The organism is Thauera sp. 27 (assembly GCF_000310125.2).
GTDB classification, from domain to species: Bacteria; Pseudomonadota; Gammaproteobacteria; order Burkholderiales; family Rhodocyclaceae; genus Thauera; species Thauera mechernichensis.
On sequence record NZ_AMXB01000043.1, the window covers coordinates 1 to 15102 of the forward strand.

Genomic DNA, 15102 nt, shown 5'->3' on the forward strand with positions numbered 1-15102 from the left:
ACATGCACGCTGCGCGGCAGGCGGGAACGGACACCGCGGCGCCCCCCGGTAGGAGCGGCGCAAGCCGCGAGCTTTTCATCGCACCCACCCGACACCCGTCGCCTTCAACCCCTCGCGGCTGGCGCCGCTCCTACGACGGGAACGGACGCCGCGGCGCCCCGTCGTGGAGTCTCATCCACCGGCCTCATCCAGCCAGGCCAGACGCCCCTGACCCGCCTCGGCCAGGCGCGCCTGCAGCGCGGCGGCGGCCTCTTCGGGCAGGCTGAAGTGCAGCTCCACGGCCTGCCCATGCGCCACCCTCAGCAGGTTCGCGCCAGCGGCATCGAGTTCGCGCCGCAGCAGGCCTTCGAGCGCATAGGGCACGACGCAAGCCAGGGTCTGCAAGCACACGATCGGCACCTTCTCGGCCTGCAGCAGGGCCTGGGCCACGGCGTCGGTGTAGGCGCGCACCAGGCCGCCGGCGCCGAGCTTGACGCCACCGAAGTAGCGCACCACGGTAGCGAGCACACCTTCCAGGTCCTGGTGGAGCAACACGTCGAGCATCGGACGGCCGGCGGTGCCGCTGGGCTCGCCGTCATCGACCGCCGCCGACTGGCCGCCGGCGAGCAAGGCCCAGCACACGTGGCGCGCGCCCGGATGCCGGGCCCACAGCTCGGCCACCACCCTCTGCGCGCCGGCACGGTCGGCCATCGGCTGCACGCAGCCGATGAAGCGACTCTTCTTGATGATCAGCTCGCTATGGACGGGGGCGGCGAGGGTGAGCGGCATCGGGCAGCGATCCTGGTCGTTCAGGCGGGCGGCGCCGCGCCCTCGGTGCCGGCCTCCTGCAGGTGCTCAAGCACAGGGCCGAAGACCCGTTGCGCGAGCGTGAAGAAGCGCGCGTCCAGAGGCTGCTCGACGCCGCGCAGCGCCAGGCGGTAGGCTGGGTCGCGGCCTTCGCCGAACTGCGGGCGCTGGCCGCCCGTCCATTTGTCGTGCGCTTTGCGCGGATTACCGTCGTTGGAAACACAGGCCCAGGCCGACTTGGGGAAGAAGTGGAGCGGCTGCGTGAGGCCCTCGCGGTAGAGCGCCAGCAGTTCGGCAAGCAGGTCATGCGCCTGGGCGCGCGACAGCGCTGCGAAAGTGAAGTCGGCGTCGCGCAGCATCACCCGGGTACGGCGCTCGACGCCGGCCGGGCTGGCGGCGCACAGCATCAGGTGGGCGATCCAGGCCTCGAGGTAGTGGCTGGCGCCGGCGTCGGCATAGCGCCAGCGCAGCATGCCCTCGGGACGCAGTTCGCCGAGCACGGCACCCAGCGTCCACGCCTCGCCGTCGAGCTCGAATGCGATCTGGCAGCTTGCGGCCTCAAGCGCCGGGACGTGCCGGGCCGCGGCCAGGCGGGCTGCAAATTCGCGCATCGCGGCCAGCTCGGCGGCCAGTGCCGCCTCGCCCATGGCACCGCGCGGGAACTCGCCACCGGCGCGCGCCAGCTGCGCAAGCACCGCGTCATCGCGCCCAGCGCCCTCGCCGGCGCCCCTCAGTGCCGAGTCGCACTCATCAGCCTGAGCGTCAAGCAGCACCGGCATCAGACGCTCGGCCAACGCCCAGCGCGCAGGCAGGTCGGGCACGAAGCGCTCGGTGTCCTCCAGCTCGGCATCGGCTTCGGGCAGGTCGAGTCCGAGGCGCTCTCGCAGCAGGGCGCGGCAGGGGTTGCGGAAGAAGCGCACGAGGCGCTCGAGCGTGGGCGTGCGCCACTCCGGCCCGGGCGGTGGCAGCGCGTGATCGAAGAAGGGCGCGGCATCTACGGCAAGCGGACCGTCATCCGCACCCTCCACCGCCGCCTCCATCGCATCTTCCGCCGCCTCGACGGCCGCGCCGCTTGCGCCCACGTACCCGGTTCGCTCATCGGCAATAGCCCCGAGGCGGGCGGCGAGGGCCTCGGCGTAGTCTTCGTTGAAGCTCGTCAGGCGCGCATCGCCGCGCTCGGCGGCCAGAAAGTACTCGGGGGCGAAAGCCTGCAACGGATGCGCCACGCACAAGCGCTGACGTGCCGCGGCGAGCGCGTCGGGGTCGGTGGCGCTGCTCGCGGTGGCCTCGGCGAGCACGTCGAGCAACTCATCGACCAGCACCGAGGGGCGCAATTCGCTGCCGTCGCGCACGCTGCGCCCAACGTAGGACAGGTGCAGTGCCTCGCGCGCGGACAGCAGCACATCGAGGAAGAGGTTGCGCTCGTCCAGCCTGCGCTGGCGGTCGCCGGCCTGGGGGCGGGCCGCCATGAGATCGAACTCGGCGGCACGATCGCTGCCGGGGAAGAGACCGTGATCGAGCCCGATCACGCACACCACGCGGTAGGGCAGCCCGCGCAGCGAGGACAGCGCGGAGAAGGTGAGCGTGCCGCCGGGCACGCCACCGCGCGCCGGGTCGTCGAGCAGGGCCGCGAGCGCGGGGCGGATCACCGCCAGCCCCTGCGCGTCCGTGCAACCGCCTGCCGCCATGTTGTCGGCGAGCTGGGCGATGGCGGCGCGTAACTCGCGCAGTTCGTCCGCCCACGCGGCGGCGTCGCCGACCAGGCGGTCGAGCACCTCGTTGAGCAGCGCGCGCCAGCCCTCGGCGTCATGCGCCTGCAGCAGGCGCGCGCGCAGGCTGCGCAGGCTCTCGGCGTAACGCCAGAAGCGTCCAAGCGCGAGCGCCGCCTGGCCCTCGGGCGCGGCGGCGCCGATGCGCCCGGCAAAGGACGCGTGCTGCGCGGCCTCGCCCGCAGCCCAGGCGAGGAACAGGCGGTGCAGGCCCTCCTCCAGCGTATGTGGCAGGCCGGCCGGCTCGCCCTCCGCCTGCCCCAGCGCCGCGTGCACCGCGCCCGCATCCAGGCCCCAGCGCACGCCGGCGGCACGCAGCCAGTCGTGAAGGGTCTCGAGCGCCGTGTCGTCCAGGCCATGGAGGGCGGCGACCGGGGCCTGCTGCAGCAGATCGAACACCTGGGTGGCGGGAAAACGGCTGGCGGCCAGGCCAAGCATGCGGTCGAGCACCTGGGCCACCGGGTTGTCGCGGGTGCCGCCCAGGCCGGTGATGCGCCAGGGGATGCGACGCGCTGGCGGGGCGGTGCCGAACACCGCCTCGATCAGCGGCGCGCTCGCCTCCAGATCAGGGGTGAGCACCACCACATCGGCCGGGGTGAGCGCGTCCGGCGTGCCCTCGTGCGCCTTGAACAGGCCGAGCAGGCGGTCGTGAAGCACCTCGAGCTCGCGCGTGCGCGAGTGGCAGACATGCACCTCGATGCTGCGGTCGGCGGCGGCCAGCCTGACCCCGGCGGGCGGCAGCTCCTGCAGGTCGAGGATGGCGTTATGCACGCGGGCGAGCAGGTGGCGGCCGGGGTGCGGCGCGAACAAGGCTTCCTCCTCGAGCACATGCTCGCCCTCGAACAGCAGGCCGATGTGGGCGCGGGTCTGCTTGCCCCAGGCGGCGAGCAGGCGGTTGCCGGTCTCGAAGAACAGGTCCTGCTGGCGGGTGGCGAGCCAGGACAGGCGGCGTGCATCGACGATGTCGAACCAGAACTCGCGGCAGGGGTTGAGCACGTACAGACGCACATCGACCACCCGCGCCAGCTCGCGCAGCATGTCGAGGTAGAGCGGTGGCAGCGCCGGCAGGCCGAACACATGCACGCTGCGCGGCAGGCCGGTGGCGGTGAGCGCATCGTGATCCATCGCCGTCACCGCGCGCAGGAAGGCGGTCGCCGGGTGCTCGCTGCGCAGGCCCATGGCCTCGCGAATGCGGCGCCACAGCGCGGCCTGCCAGGCTTCGTCGGCACGCGCGGCAGCGCTCGCGTCCGCCTCCAGCACGCTGCCCCGGCCCTCGCTCCAGCGCGCCAGCCACTGCGGCCGATAGGTAAGGTAGTGGTCGAACACGCGCGCGATGCGCTCGGCGAGCTCGAAGCGCATGCGCGCGTCAGCCCCGGCGAGGTAGTGCGCCAGGCGCGGATGCTCGCCCAGCCAGGCGCCTTCGGCCGCGCCTGCATCGAGCAGGCCGTGGATGCGCCAGGCCAGTAGCGCCGGCGAGAAGGGCGAGCGCGCCGGCACTTCGGGCACGACGCGGCCGATCTGCTGCCACAGCCACTGGGCAAGAAAGTCGCAGCGCAGGTTGGCGCACACGCCCTCGCGATCGGCCACCGCCAGCTCGAGCCGACGGCGCAGCGCGGCGCTCGGCACGACCACCTCGCGCTCGCCGAAGGGGCCGGGCTGCTCGTCGGCGAGACGTTCGAGGAGATCGTCGAGGAGGATCTCGAAGCGGTTGGAAAAGCTCAGGGACAGCATGCAGGAGTTCCGCAGGGGCGCCGGCAGGGCGACACGACAAGCACAGCAGGATAACGCATCAAGCCGCAGCCAGCCGCGGCGCATGGGATTGCCGTGGGAGCGGTGCCAGCCGCGAGGGGTCGAAGGCGACATGCCCCGAGGGCTGGACCCAAAAGCTCGCGGCTCGCGCCGCTCCCACTGCAAACGGCGGCGCATGGGATTGCCGTAGGAGCGGCACCAGCCGCGAGGGGTCGAAGGCGACGGGCGTCGGGTGGGTGCGATGAAAAGCTCGCGGCTTGCGCCGCTCCTACCGGGGGGCGTCGCGGTGTCTGTTCCCGCCGTAGGAGCGGTGCCAACCGCGAGGGGTCGAAGGCGACATGCCCCCGGGCCGGACCCAAAAAGCTCGCGCACAGGCACTCGCCTGCGAATGTGTAAACTGGCCGCTGTTCATCTTCCACCTGCCCACCGTCATGGCCAAGACCCACCCCGAAGGCTGGCGCCTGCTGCCCGCCAGCGGCGCCCGCGCCCGCGAGCTGCAGACGCTCGCGCTGCTGGCGGGCGCGCTGCCGGCCGACACTACGATCTACCACGGCCTGCACTGGACGCGGGCCGAGGGCAGCGCGGCGGTGTTCGGCGACATCGGCTTCGTCGTCCTCGGCCCGGGCGGGCGCATCCTGCTCATCGAACAGCAGGCCGGCTTCCTCGACGAGGCCGAGCACGGCCTGCTGCGCCCGGGGCGGCGACGCGAACGCAACATCAGCGTGGATCTCGCACGCCAGGCCGATGCCCTGCGCGCGCGCCTGCGCCCGGCACTGGGCGGCGCCGAGCCTATGCTCGACGTGCTGCTCTATTGCCCCGACTACACCGTGCGCCAGCCCGGCACCGCCGGCCTGGACCCGGCGCGCATCGTAGACGCGCCGCGGCGCGAGCAGCTGGTGGCCACCGTCCGCGAACTCACCGGCGACACCGAGGGCGCAGCGCCTGCCGAGCCTGCCCGCCGCCAGGCCCTGCACCGATTCTTCGCCGACCTGCTCGAGCTGGTGCCCGACGTCCAGTCGCACATCGGCCAGGCGGATGAGCTGAGCACGCGGCTGTCGGGCGGGCTCACCGAATGGGCGCGCCGCATCGACATGAGCCCGCACCGCCTGCGCGTGACCGCCACCGCCGGCAGCGGCAAGACCCAGCTTGCGCTCGCTGCCTACACCGATGCGCTCGCCGCCGGCCGGCGCCCGCTCTACGTCTGCTACAACCGCCCGCTGGCAGACCACTTCGCCCGCATCGCCCCCGCCGGCGGCGAGATTGCCACCTACCACCAGCTCTGCGACCGCCGCCTGCGCGACGCCGGCCGCCCGCCGCGCTTCGGCGCTCCCGGCGCCTTCCGCCGCATGGAGGCGGACTTCGCCGCCCTGGTGGCCGCCCCGGCCAGCGGACAGCCCGACCCCCGGTGGCAGTTCGACGAACTGATCATCGACGAGGGCCAGGACTTCATGGAGGCCTGGCGCGACACCCTGCTCGCGCTGCTCAAGCCGGGCGGGCGGGCGTGGTGGCTGGAAGACCCGCTGCAGAACCTGTACGACCGCCCGGCCGTGACCCTGCCGGGCTGGGTCGGGCTGAGCGCCGACACCAACTACCGCACCCCGGCCGACGTGCTCGCCTTGCTCAACGCCCGCCTGCCCCTGCCCGCCCCCATCCGCGCCGGCAGCCCGGTGGCCGACAGCGAGCCCGAACTGCTCGCCTGGCACGATGAGACCAGCATGCTGGAGGCCACCAAGCGCGCAATCACGCGCGCGCTCGGACTCGGCTTCCGACGCGACATGATCGTGCTGCTCACCTTCCGCGGCCGCGAGCATTCGCGCTTCACCCCGCTGGAACACCTCGGCCCGCACCGCCTGCGCGCCTTCACCGGCCGCTACGACCTGCTCGGCGAGCCGGAGCACTCGCAGGGCGAGCTGCTGATCGACTCCGTGTACCGCTTCAAGGGCCAGTCCGCGCCCTGCATCATCTTCACCGAGATCGACTTCGAGCCGCGCGCGGACGGGATGGACGAGCTCACCATGCGCAAGCTCTTCGTGGGTGCGACGCGAGCGACGATGAAGCTGATCCTGGTGGCATCGGAGCGCGCCGCTGGGCTGCTGGCGGACCCCGAGCACAAGCACTGACGAGGCGCACACGCGCCGCCTCCACGCACGGCCCGCCAAGACCCGGGCGCTGAGACGCCTGTCGCAGCTGTCGCAGGCGCCACGCGACAGCTGTCTCGGCCGCCACCCCCACTCGGGCTGCGCACGGCCAATTTTTTCATACAAAACAATCACTTCAATTAGTGGCACCGTCCTTGCTGTCCTTTCTGCGGCAGGCCGGCCTCCGGCTGCTGCACGTCCACTACGCAACGCGCGCTCAGTCCATGCGCGCCATACGAACCAGAAAGGAGACAAGGACATGAAACCGTCGACAACCAAGCGCGGCAGGCCGCAGGCCACCCGCAGCGCACTGTGCGTCACCGCATTGCTCGCGGCGATGAGCACGGCGTTTGCAGCCGACGATGGCAACTGGACCGAGTACACCGGCGACAAGGCCGGCTCGCGCTATCTGCCCAGCAAGAGCGTCACCACCGAGAGCGTGAAGTCGATGAAGGTCGCGTGGCGCTGGGCCATGCCCGACAACGCGATCGCCGCCGACAACGCCGAGCTGCGCACCTGGGTCAACGAGTCCACGCCGCTGGCGATCGACGGCATCCTGTATTCCACCTCGCCGATGAGCACGGTGTCGGCAATCGACGGCGAAACCGGCAAGACGCTGTGGACCTACGACCCCGAGGCCTACAAGGATGGCACCCCGCCCAACCTCGGCTTCATCAACCGTGGTCTGACCTACTGGGCCGACGGCGACGACAAGCGCATCATCGTCGGCACCGGCGACGGCTACCTGATCGCCCTCAACGCAACGACCGGCAAGCCGATCGAGTCCTGGGGCGAACAAGGGCGTGTCGACCTGACCAAAGGCATGCGCCGCCGGGTCGACCGTTCCCTCATCGCGGTCACCTCGCCCCCCATCGTGTGCGGCGACACCGTGGTGCCCAGCATCGCGGTGCTCGACTCCTTCGCCATCGGCCGCCAGCCGATGAAGTACCACCCGCCCGGCGACGTGCAGGCCTTCGACGTACGCACCGGAAAGCGCGTGTGGATCTTCGAGCAGCCGCCGCAGAAGGGGCAGCCAGGCAACGAGACCTGGGAAGACGAGTCGTGGAAGACCACGGGCTCGGGCAACATGTGGGCACGCCCCGGCTGCGACGAAGAGCTCGGCCTGGTCTACCTGCCGTTCTCGACCCCGACCAACGACTTCTACGGCGGCCACCGCAAGGGCGACGGCCTGTTCGGGGAGTCGCTGGTGGCGGTCGACGCCAAGTCGGGCAAGCTCGCCTGGTACTACCAGATGGTGCGCCACGGGCTGTGGGACTACGACCTGCCGACCGCCCCCAACCTGATGGATCTCACCGTCAACGGCAAGAAGATCAAGGCCGTGGCCCAGGTCACCAAGCAGGGCTTCGTGTTCACCTTCGACCGCGCCACCGGCAAGCCCGTGTGGCCGATCGAGGACCGCGCAGTACCGCAGTCCACCGTACCCGGGGAACGCTCGGCCGCGACCCAACCGCACCCGACCGTGCCGGCGCCCTTCGTCCAGCAGGGGGTGACCGAGGACGACCTGATCGACCTCACGCCCCAGCTCAAGGAAGAGGCCAGGAAGATCCTGGCGCGCTACAACTACGGGCCCTTGTACACCCCGCCCACGCTCGACAAGGCCGGTACCCTGCAGGTACCGGGCGTACTCGGCGGCGCAAGCTGGGCGGGCGCTGCGCACAACCCGAACACCAACGTGCTGTACGTGCCCTCGTTCACGATCCCGTTCGGCATCAAGATCAAGAAGGAGAACGCCAGCGTCTACGACTACACCGGCACCTGGGCCGGGGTCGGCGGCCCGCAGGGCCTGCCGCTGTTCAAGCCGCCGTTCTCGACCGTGACCGCGATCGACATGAACACCGGCAAGCACCTGTGGCGCATTCCCGCAGGCAAGGGCCCGGTCGACCACCCGGCGATCAAGGACCTCAATCTCGGCCGTGTCGGCGTCCCGCGCGAGAGCTTCATCGCGCTCACCGACGAGGTGCTGTTCCTCGCCCCGGAAGGGACTCATGGCGTGATCGGCCTGTCCTCGCGCGGCAACGCCCTGATCACCCAGGCCAATGCCGACGAGAAGGAGCCCTACCTGTATGCACACGACGCGCGCTCGGGTGAGCTGATCTCGGAGCTGCGCCTGCCGGGCGCCGCGTTCGGTGCGCTGATGACCTATCGCGCCGGCGACAAGCAGTACGTCGTCGTGCCGATCGGCGGGGCCGGGCTGCCCGCCGAGCTGGTCGCAGTCCAGGTCAACTGACCGTACGCCTCCGGGGCCGCGGCATTGCCGCGCCGCCCCGGAGGCGGTCCTGTCAAGCGGACGCTGCCGTTCGCATACAGCAACGAGACTCCAAGATCATGAAGACATACCACCTGACCCCCATTGCCCTGGCGCTGATCACCACGTCGGTGCTCGCCTTCAATGCCGTATTGCCGGAAGCGCCTGCTGCCGAGGAAGTCGTCGTCGAGGCCGCGGGCGGCCCGCCCTTCAAGCTCGATGACAGCGCACGGATCGCCGCCGGCAAGGCCCGCTACCAGTCCGGCTGCGCCGATTTCTGTCATGGCCACGAGCCCGCCCTGTTCATCGACCGCCAGGGCCTGGACCCCGAGTACGTCTACAACACGATCAGGGACGGCGGTCGTGGCGCCACCCCGATGCCGCCCTGGGGCGATGTGTTCTCGCCCGAGGAAATCTGGGAACTGGTGGCCTACCTCAAGTCGCTCGGCAAGTGGTGAGCCCTTGCGCACACCGCCCGCCCTGCGTGTAGGGCACAAGAAGAACGCCGCCGGTCGCAGGGCCCGGCGGCGTTCTTCATTGCAGCGGGTCACCGCAGCTGCGGTGACCGCCCGACTCACCAGGCGTAGGCGTACTTGAGGTTGAAGCTGTCGGTCAGGCCGTGCGATTCACCGCTGACACCGCGCGAGTAGCGCACCGTGATCGACTGGTTGCCGTAGTAGCTGAACATCACACCGATACCGGCGGTCGTCTCGTGGCTGGCGGCCACCTCCGCCCCGGTGGCGCGGTTGGTCCAGCGCCCCTGGCGCTCATAGTCGAGCGCGATGAAAGGCTGGACCGCGTCGCTGAGCTTGTATCCCAGCCGGTGGTTGGTATGGAACAGGGTGGCCGGACGAGCATCTGCAGCCGTCGACTTGCCGAAGAACACGAAACCGGCATCGGCGGTGTAACTGACGCGATCGAACTGCACGTCCCAGAACAGGCTCGACAGGTTCTTCCATCCGTCACCGCCGCCAACATCCTGGTTGCCCACCGGCACCTGGAAGAAGGTCTGGAACCCGAGCGTCGAATTCGGCGTCGGCTTGTACCAGATCGCCGGACCGGTCAGCGGATCGCCGATGCCGCTGGCGGAGCTGTTGGTCGCGTCATTGCGTACACCGACCTCGGGCAGGATCACCTCGTAGGCCAGGCCGATGTTCGGGTTCGACTCGGGCGACCAGAAGCGCACGTACTTGGACAGGCCGACGATGGTCCTCGTCTTCGCTGCCGCGCGGCGGTCGTCGCCGCTGCCATCCCACACCCGCGCACCGTTCTGGAAGGCGGCGTACTGCACGAACACGTTGAACGGCTCGAAGCCGACCGGCAGGTCGTACTCGTGCGGCCCGATCACGTCAAGCGTGACCTGGGCCTGCGCCGTCACGGGTGCAGCAAGCGCTGCACAGACGGTGAGCAGCGGTAGCGCGCACTTGGATGCGCCTTGTCGCGAGCGATGGTTCCTGAGCATGGGTGTCTCCTTTTCTTCTCGTTCAAATGGATGAAATCGGGGTCGCAGGGCCTGCCCAGGACACCGCCTGGACGCCCCGCCCCGAGCCCATGCCATTGCACGTTCGGTGCCATGCCAGCCACCCCATATTAATCAACACCTTAGCCATCCCGAGCAGTCGCAGCGCAGTCGCATCTGTTGCATCTGGCGTGCGACATGTGTCGCCTCCGCTGCGACAGCCAGCCCCTTGTCGCGGCCCCTCTGGCGCCCCTGAAAGTCGCTTCGAAAAACAACCAAGCCTCTGTTTCAAATACGTTTTTATACCTTTCGATGCAACTCGGCACGGTGGTGGCACCGAAGTTGCAAAGCAAGCCCCAGACGCGATGGCAATGCGAAGCGAGCACGGACAGCACGACCGCAACCGCTTCCCGACCAGCGCGCGACCAGACGACCCAATCGACGAGGAGGCTTTGCAGCGATGGATGCGACAAGCGAACAACTGCTGTGGATGTACGAAAAAATGATCGAGATCCGGGAGTACGAGGAGACCATGGTCAAGGTCTATCTCGAAGGCAAGCTCCCGCCCAAGATCCAGAAGGGCCTGGCCTTCGACATCGGCGCCGGCCCTGTGCCGGGCGAGATGCACCTTGCCGCCGGCCAGGAACCCGTGGCCGTGGGCGTGTGCGCCCACCTGCGCCGCGACGACACCGTGGTCGGGGCACACCGCCCCCACCACTTTGCGATCGCCAAGGACGTCGATCTGAACGCGATGACCGCCGAGATGTTCGGCAAGGTCACCGGCCTGGGTCGCGGCAAGGGCGGCCACATGCACCTGTTCGACCCCGCGGTGAAGTTCTCCTGCAGCGGCATCGTCGGTGCCGGCGCCCCGCAGGCCTGCGGTGCCGCACTGGCGGCGAAGAAGCTCGGCACCGACGCGGTGGCGATCGCCTTCTTCGGCGAGGGCGCAGCCAACCAGGGTGCCTTCCACGAGGCGCTGAACCTGGCCGCACTGTGGAAGCTGCCGGTGGTGTTCGTGGTCGAGGACAACAAGTACGGCATCTCGGTGGAGAAGTCCGCCTCCACCGCCATCGCCTCCAATGCCGATCGCGCCGCCGCCTACGGCATGCCGGGCGTGCTGGTGGAAAGAAACGACGCACTGGCGGTGTTCGAAGCCGCCGGCGCAGCGGTGGCGCGTGCCCGGCGCGGCGAGGGCCCCACCCTGATCGAGGTCAACACCGACCGCTACTTCGGCCACTTCCAGGGCGACCCGGAGACCTACCGTCCCAAGGACGAAGCGAAGACCCTGCGCCAGCACGACCCCATCCCCGCGCTCGCCACCCTGCTGCGCCAGCGCGACCTGCTCGACGACGAGGCCGATGCCGCACTGCGCACGCGCATCTCGGCGCGCGTCCAGGCGGCCTACGACTTCGGCCGCAACAGCCCCTACCCCGCGCCCGAAGACGCGCTGCTGCATGTGTTCGCCGACTGAGAACGAGGAGACCAAGATGAGCACGACCACCACCACCCGCCGCCTGACCATGGCGCAGGCGATCGCCGAGGCCACTGCGCAGGAGATGGCGCGCGACGACCGCGTCTTCGTCATGGGCGAGGACGTCGGCAAGTACGGCGGCATCTTCAGCGCCACCACCGGGTTGCTCGACCAGTTCGGCCCCGAGCGCGTGATGGACACGCCGATCTCGGAGACCGGCTTCATGGGCGCCGCCCTGGGTGCCGCGGCCGAAGGCCTGCGCCCGATCTCGGAGCTGATGTTCGTCGATTTCTTCGGCGTCTGCTTCGACCAGATCTACAACCACATCGCCAAGAACCACTACATGTCGGGCGGCGCCTGCAAGTACCCGCTGGTGATCACCACCGGCATCGGCGGCGGCTACAACGACGCCGCCCAGCACTCGCAGTGCCTGTACTCGATCTTCGCCCACGTACCCGGCCTGAAGGTCGTCGTGCCGTCAAACGCCTATGACGCCAAGGGCCTGATGACGACCGCGATCCGCGACGACAACCCGGTGGTCTTCCTCTATCACAAGGGCATCATGGGCTTGAGCTGGATGTCCTATTTCGAGGGCAGCACCAACGAAGTCCCCGAAGCGCAATACACCATCCCCTTCGGCCAGGCACGCATCGTCCGCGAGGGCAGCGACGTCACCATCGTGACGCTGTCGCAGATGGTGCAGAAATCGGTGCTGGCTGCCGATCAGCTCGCCGCCGAAGGCATCTCCGCCGAAGTGCTCGACCTGCGCACCCTGGTGCCGCTGGACCGCGCCGCCGTACTCGCCTCGGTGGCGAAAACGGGCCGCCTGCTGGTCGCCGACGAGGACTACCTCAGCTACGGGCTGTCGGGCGAAATCGCCGCGCTGGTGGCGGAGAACCTGGACACCTTGCGCCTCAAGGCGCCGGTACGCCGCCTGGCCGTACCCGACGTACCCATCCCCTTCAGCCGTCCGCTCGAGCAGTTCGCCATTCCGCAAGTGGACAACATCGTCGCCAGCGTGCGCGGCCTGATGCGCTTCACGCTCGCTTGATCATTCAGGAGACAAGACATGACCGACATCATCCTCGACGACGCGGTATGGGCCGACGTCGATGAAGGCACCGAAGCCCTGCTGCAGGAATGGCAGGTCAAGGAAGGCGACAGCGTGGAGGCCGGCCAGGTGCTTGGCGTGGCCGAGCTGGTCAAGACCAGCCACGAGATCTTCGCACCGTCAGCGGGCCGCATTGTCAGGCTCAACGTCGCCGAGCAGGACACCTTCGCCCGCGGCACGGTGCTCGCGCAACTGGAGGCCTGAGCCATGACCACGAGCGTGGCGGCGAGCGCCGCCCCCTCAAGCAGCGCGGTCGCCGAGCGCCGTACGGTCGCGCTCAGCGGCCTGCGCGGCGCGATCGCACGCAACATGGCGCAGGGCTGGCAGGCACCACGGGTGGCGCACTCGGTGGACGTCGACCTGAGCCGCGTCGAAACCCTGCGTGCCGAGCGCGCGGCGGCCGGCGAGAAGCTCAGCCTGAACACCCTGGTGATCCACGCGGTGTCGCGAGCGCTGCGCAGCCATCCGCGGCTGAACGCGCTCATGCGCGAAAAGGAAATCGAGCTCGTCGACGACATCAACATCGGCATCGCCGTCGCCCTCGACGATGGCCTGATGGTGCCGGTCGTGCGTCAGGCCGACACCAAGCCGCTGGCCGCACTGGCGGCAGAGGCCCGCCAGCTCGCCGAGGGCGCGCGCACCGGCGCGCTCACGGGCGGGGCCTACCAGCGCGGCACCTTCACCGTGACCAACCTCGGCGGCACCTGCGTCGACCGCTTCAGCCCGGTCATCAATCCGCCCCAGGTCGCCATCCTCGGCGTCGGCCGCACGCGCCAGCAAGCGGTGGTGAAGGACGGCAGCGTGGTCGCCGCAGCGGTCGCCAACCTGACCCTGGTGTTCGACCACCGCGCGGTCGATGGCTACCCGGCCGCGCTCTTCCTCGGCGAGGTCGCGCGCCGGCTGGAACAGGCGGAGTTCGACTGATGCCCGTCGCCGCCCTCGCCTCCTCCAGCACCCGCCGCCGGCCGGGCGCGGCCGGCACTGCCCTGACCCTGGTACGCGCCACGGCCGAGCAGGACTGGAACACCCGCCAGCTCGCCACGCCGGTGACGGCGCCACGGGTGCGCGTGTGGGCCTACCCGGCACCCGGCGTGGTGTTCGGCTGCGCTCAGGCGGCGCTGCATGGCGAAGCGCTGCGGGCGGCGCGTACCCAGTGTGAGCTGGTGCAGCGCCGTGCCGGCGGCGGCGCCGTACTCACCGGTCCGTGGATGCTGTCATCGTCGATCGTGCTGCCACCGCAGCACCGCCTGCTGGCCGGCGGCACCGTCACCAGCTATCGCTGGCTCGGCATCCTCCACGCCGGCCTGCTGCGCGACTTCGGCATCGCGGCGCATGCGCTGGCGCCGGACGAGCTTGCCCGTCGTCCGTCCGACCCCGCCCTGGCCTGGGCCTGCTTCGGCGGGCTGTCGCCCTGGGAGGTGATCGCCGGCGGCCGCAAGCTTGTCGGCCTGGCCCAGCTGCGCCGCCAGCAGGGCGTGCTGCTCACCACGGGCACGCTGCTGCAGCGTCCGGACTGGTCGCTGCTGTGTCGTGCACTCGGGCGCCCCGACGACGATGTCGCCCGCCTCGATGCCGCCACCACCTCATGCGCAGACCAGCTCGGCACCTCGATCCACATCGAAACCCTGGCCGACAGCCTGCAACAGATGCTGACCGACGTGCTCGGCGATTGCGAGCCGGAGAACGGCAGCTGACACACCCGCAGCCCCCGATTCCGCAGAGAACCGGCCGCAAGGCCTCGATAACAGCAAGGAGACAACCATGAGCAACACAACATCACGCCCACCGATGCGCGTCGTCGAAAAGCGCATCACCTTCTCCCGTCGCGGCTTTCTCAAGGGTGGCGGCATGGCCGCCCTCGGCGTCGGGGCGCTGAGCACCGCCACGCTGATGCTGCCGGCCAGCGAGGCGCTGGCCGCCAACTTCAAGGTCCTCGGCGCCAGCACCGGCAAGACCCTGCTGCAGCTGGCGCGCGACATCTTCCCCCACGACCGCATCTCGGACCGCTACTACCTGCAGGCGCTCGAGCCCCTGGAGGCGCAGGCCGGGCAGGACGAAAAGCTCAAGACCCTGCTGACCGAGGGCGTGGCCGCACTCGACCGGCTGGCGAAGCTGCGCTTCAAGAAGGCCTACACCGACCTGCCCAAGGAAAGCGACCGCCTGACGCTGCTCTACGTCATCGAGCACGGCGCCTTCTTCCAGAAGGTGAAGGGCCACCTGGTCACCGGCTTCTACGACAACAAGGCGGTGTGGCAGCTGTTCGGCTACGAAGGCTCGTCCTGGGAAAAGGGCGGCTACATCAACCGTGGCTTCGACGACATCGACTGGCTGGACGAAGCCTGACCCGCCGACC

The 15102-nt window shown here is 69.8% G+C and carries 12 protein-coding genes; 9 read left to right on the plus strand and 3 right to left on the minus strand.

The annotated features are described in order from the left end of the window. Positions 1 to 171 precede the first annotated feature (171 nt). Both B447_RS18400 and recC read right to left on the minus strand, forming a co-directional pair. Positions 172 to 768 (minus strand): IMPACT family protein, encoded by a 597-nt coding sequence (locus B447_RS18400; RefSeq protein WP_002944062.1) that lies wholly within the window; start codon positions 766 to 768, stop codon positions 172 to 174. Between the two features lie 20 nt (positions 769 to 788). Then, positions 789 to 4286, minus strand: coding sequence for an exodeoxyribonuclease V subunit gamma (gene recC / locus B447_RS18405; RefSeq protein WP_002944063.1), 3498 nt, complete (start codon positions 4284 to 4286; stop codon positions 789 to 791). A gap of 449 nt (positions 4287 to 4735) precedes the next feature. Here recC and B447_RS18410 point away from each other — a divergent pair, with 449 nt between their 5' ends. The 3 genes from B447_RS18410 to B447_RS18420 all read left to right on the plus strand — a co-directional run bounded on the left by B447_RS18410 (position 4736) and on the right by B447_RS18420 (position 9166). After that, positions 4736 to 6424 (plus strand): ATP-binding domain-containing protein, encoded by a 1689-nt coding sequence (locus tag B447_RS18410; protein ID WP_037983155.1) that lies wholly within the window; start codon positions 4736 to 4738, stop codon positions 6422 to 6424. Positions 6425 to 6701: 277 nt separating this feature from the next. Further along, positions 6702 to 8690, plus strand: a complete 1989-nt coding sequence (locus B447_RS18415; protein WP_002944069.1) for a pyrroloquinoline quinone-dependent dehydrogenase — start codon at positions 6702 to 6704, stop codon at positions 8688 to 8690. Between the two features lie 98 nt (positions 8691 to 8788). Beyond that, on the plus strand, positions 8789 to 9166 hold the full coding sequence (locus B447_RS18420; protein WP_002930601.1) for a c-type cytochrome: 378 nt from the start codon (positions 8789 to 8791) through the stop codon (positions 9164 to 9166). A 116-nt stretch (positions 9167 to 9282) separates the two neighbouring features. On the opposite strand, the gene B447_RS18425 is transcribed toward B447_RS18420, so the two are convergent. Next, entirely contained in the window at positions 9283 to 10170 is an 888-nt protein-coding gene (locus tag B447_RS18425) for a transporter (protein ID WP_002944078.1), read from the minus strand. Positions 10171 to 10627: 457 nt separating this feature from the next. Here B447_RS18425 and B447_RS18430 point away from each other — a divergent pair, with 457 nt between their 5' ends. The 6 genes from B447_RS18430 (at position 10628) to B447_RS18455 (ending at position 15092) form a co-directional block, all read left to right on the plus strand. After that, a complete protein-coding gene (locus B447_RS18430; protein ID WP_002930603.1) occupies positions 10628 to 11638 on the plus strand; it encodes a thiamine pyrophosphate-dependent dehydrogenase E1 component subunit alpha in 1011 nt (336 codons plus the stop codon). Positions 11639 to 11654: 16 nt separating this feature from the next. After that, complete coding sequence (locus B447_RS18435) at positions 11655 to 12689, plus strand: alpha-ketoacid dehydrogenase subunit beta (protein WP_002930605.1); 1035 nt, start codon at positions 11655 to 11657, stop codon at positions 12687 to 12689. Between the two features lie 18 nt (positions 12690 to 12707). Further along, complete coding sequence (locus B447_RS18440) at positions 12708 to 12953, plus strand: lipoyl domain-containing protein (protein ID WP_002930606.1); 246 nt, start codon at positions 12708 to 12710, stop codon at positions 12951 to 12953. 3 nt (positions 12954 to 12956) lie between these two features. Further along, the gene (locus B447_RS18445) at positions 12957 to 13673 is read left to right on the plus strand and encodes a dihydrolipoamide acetyltransferase family protein (protein ID WP_002930607.1); all 717 of its coding nucleotides are present in this window, start codon (positions 12957 to 12959) and stop codon (positions 13671 to 13673) included. Continuing rightward, positions 13673 to 14443, plus strand: coding sequence for a lipoate--protein ligase family protein (locus B447_RS18450; RefSeq protein ID WP_002930609.1), 771 nt, complete (start codon positions 13673 to 13675; stop codon positions 14441 to 14443). Before B447_RS18445 ends, B447_RS18450 begins: the two co-directional genes overlap by 1 nt. Positions 14444 to 14510: 67 nt before the next feature. Continuing rightward, complete coding sequence (locus tag B447_RS18455; RefSeq protein ID WP_232431674.1) at positions 14511 to 15092, plus strand: twin-arginine translocation signal domain-containing protein; 582 nt, start codon at positions 14511 to 14513, stop codon at positions 15090 to 15092. Positions 15093 to 15102: the final 10 nt, after the last annotated feature.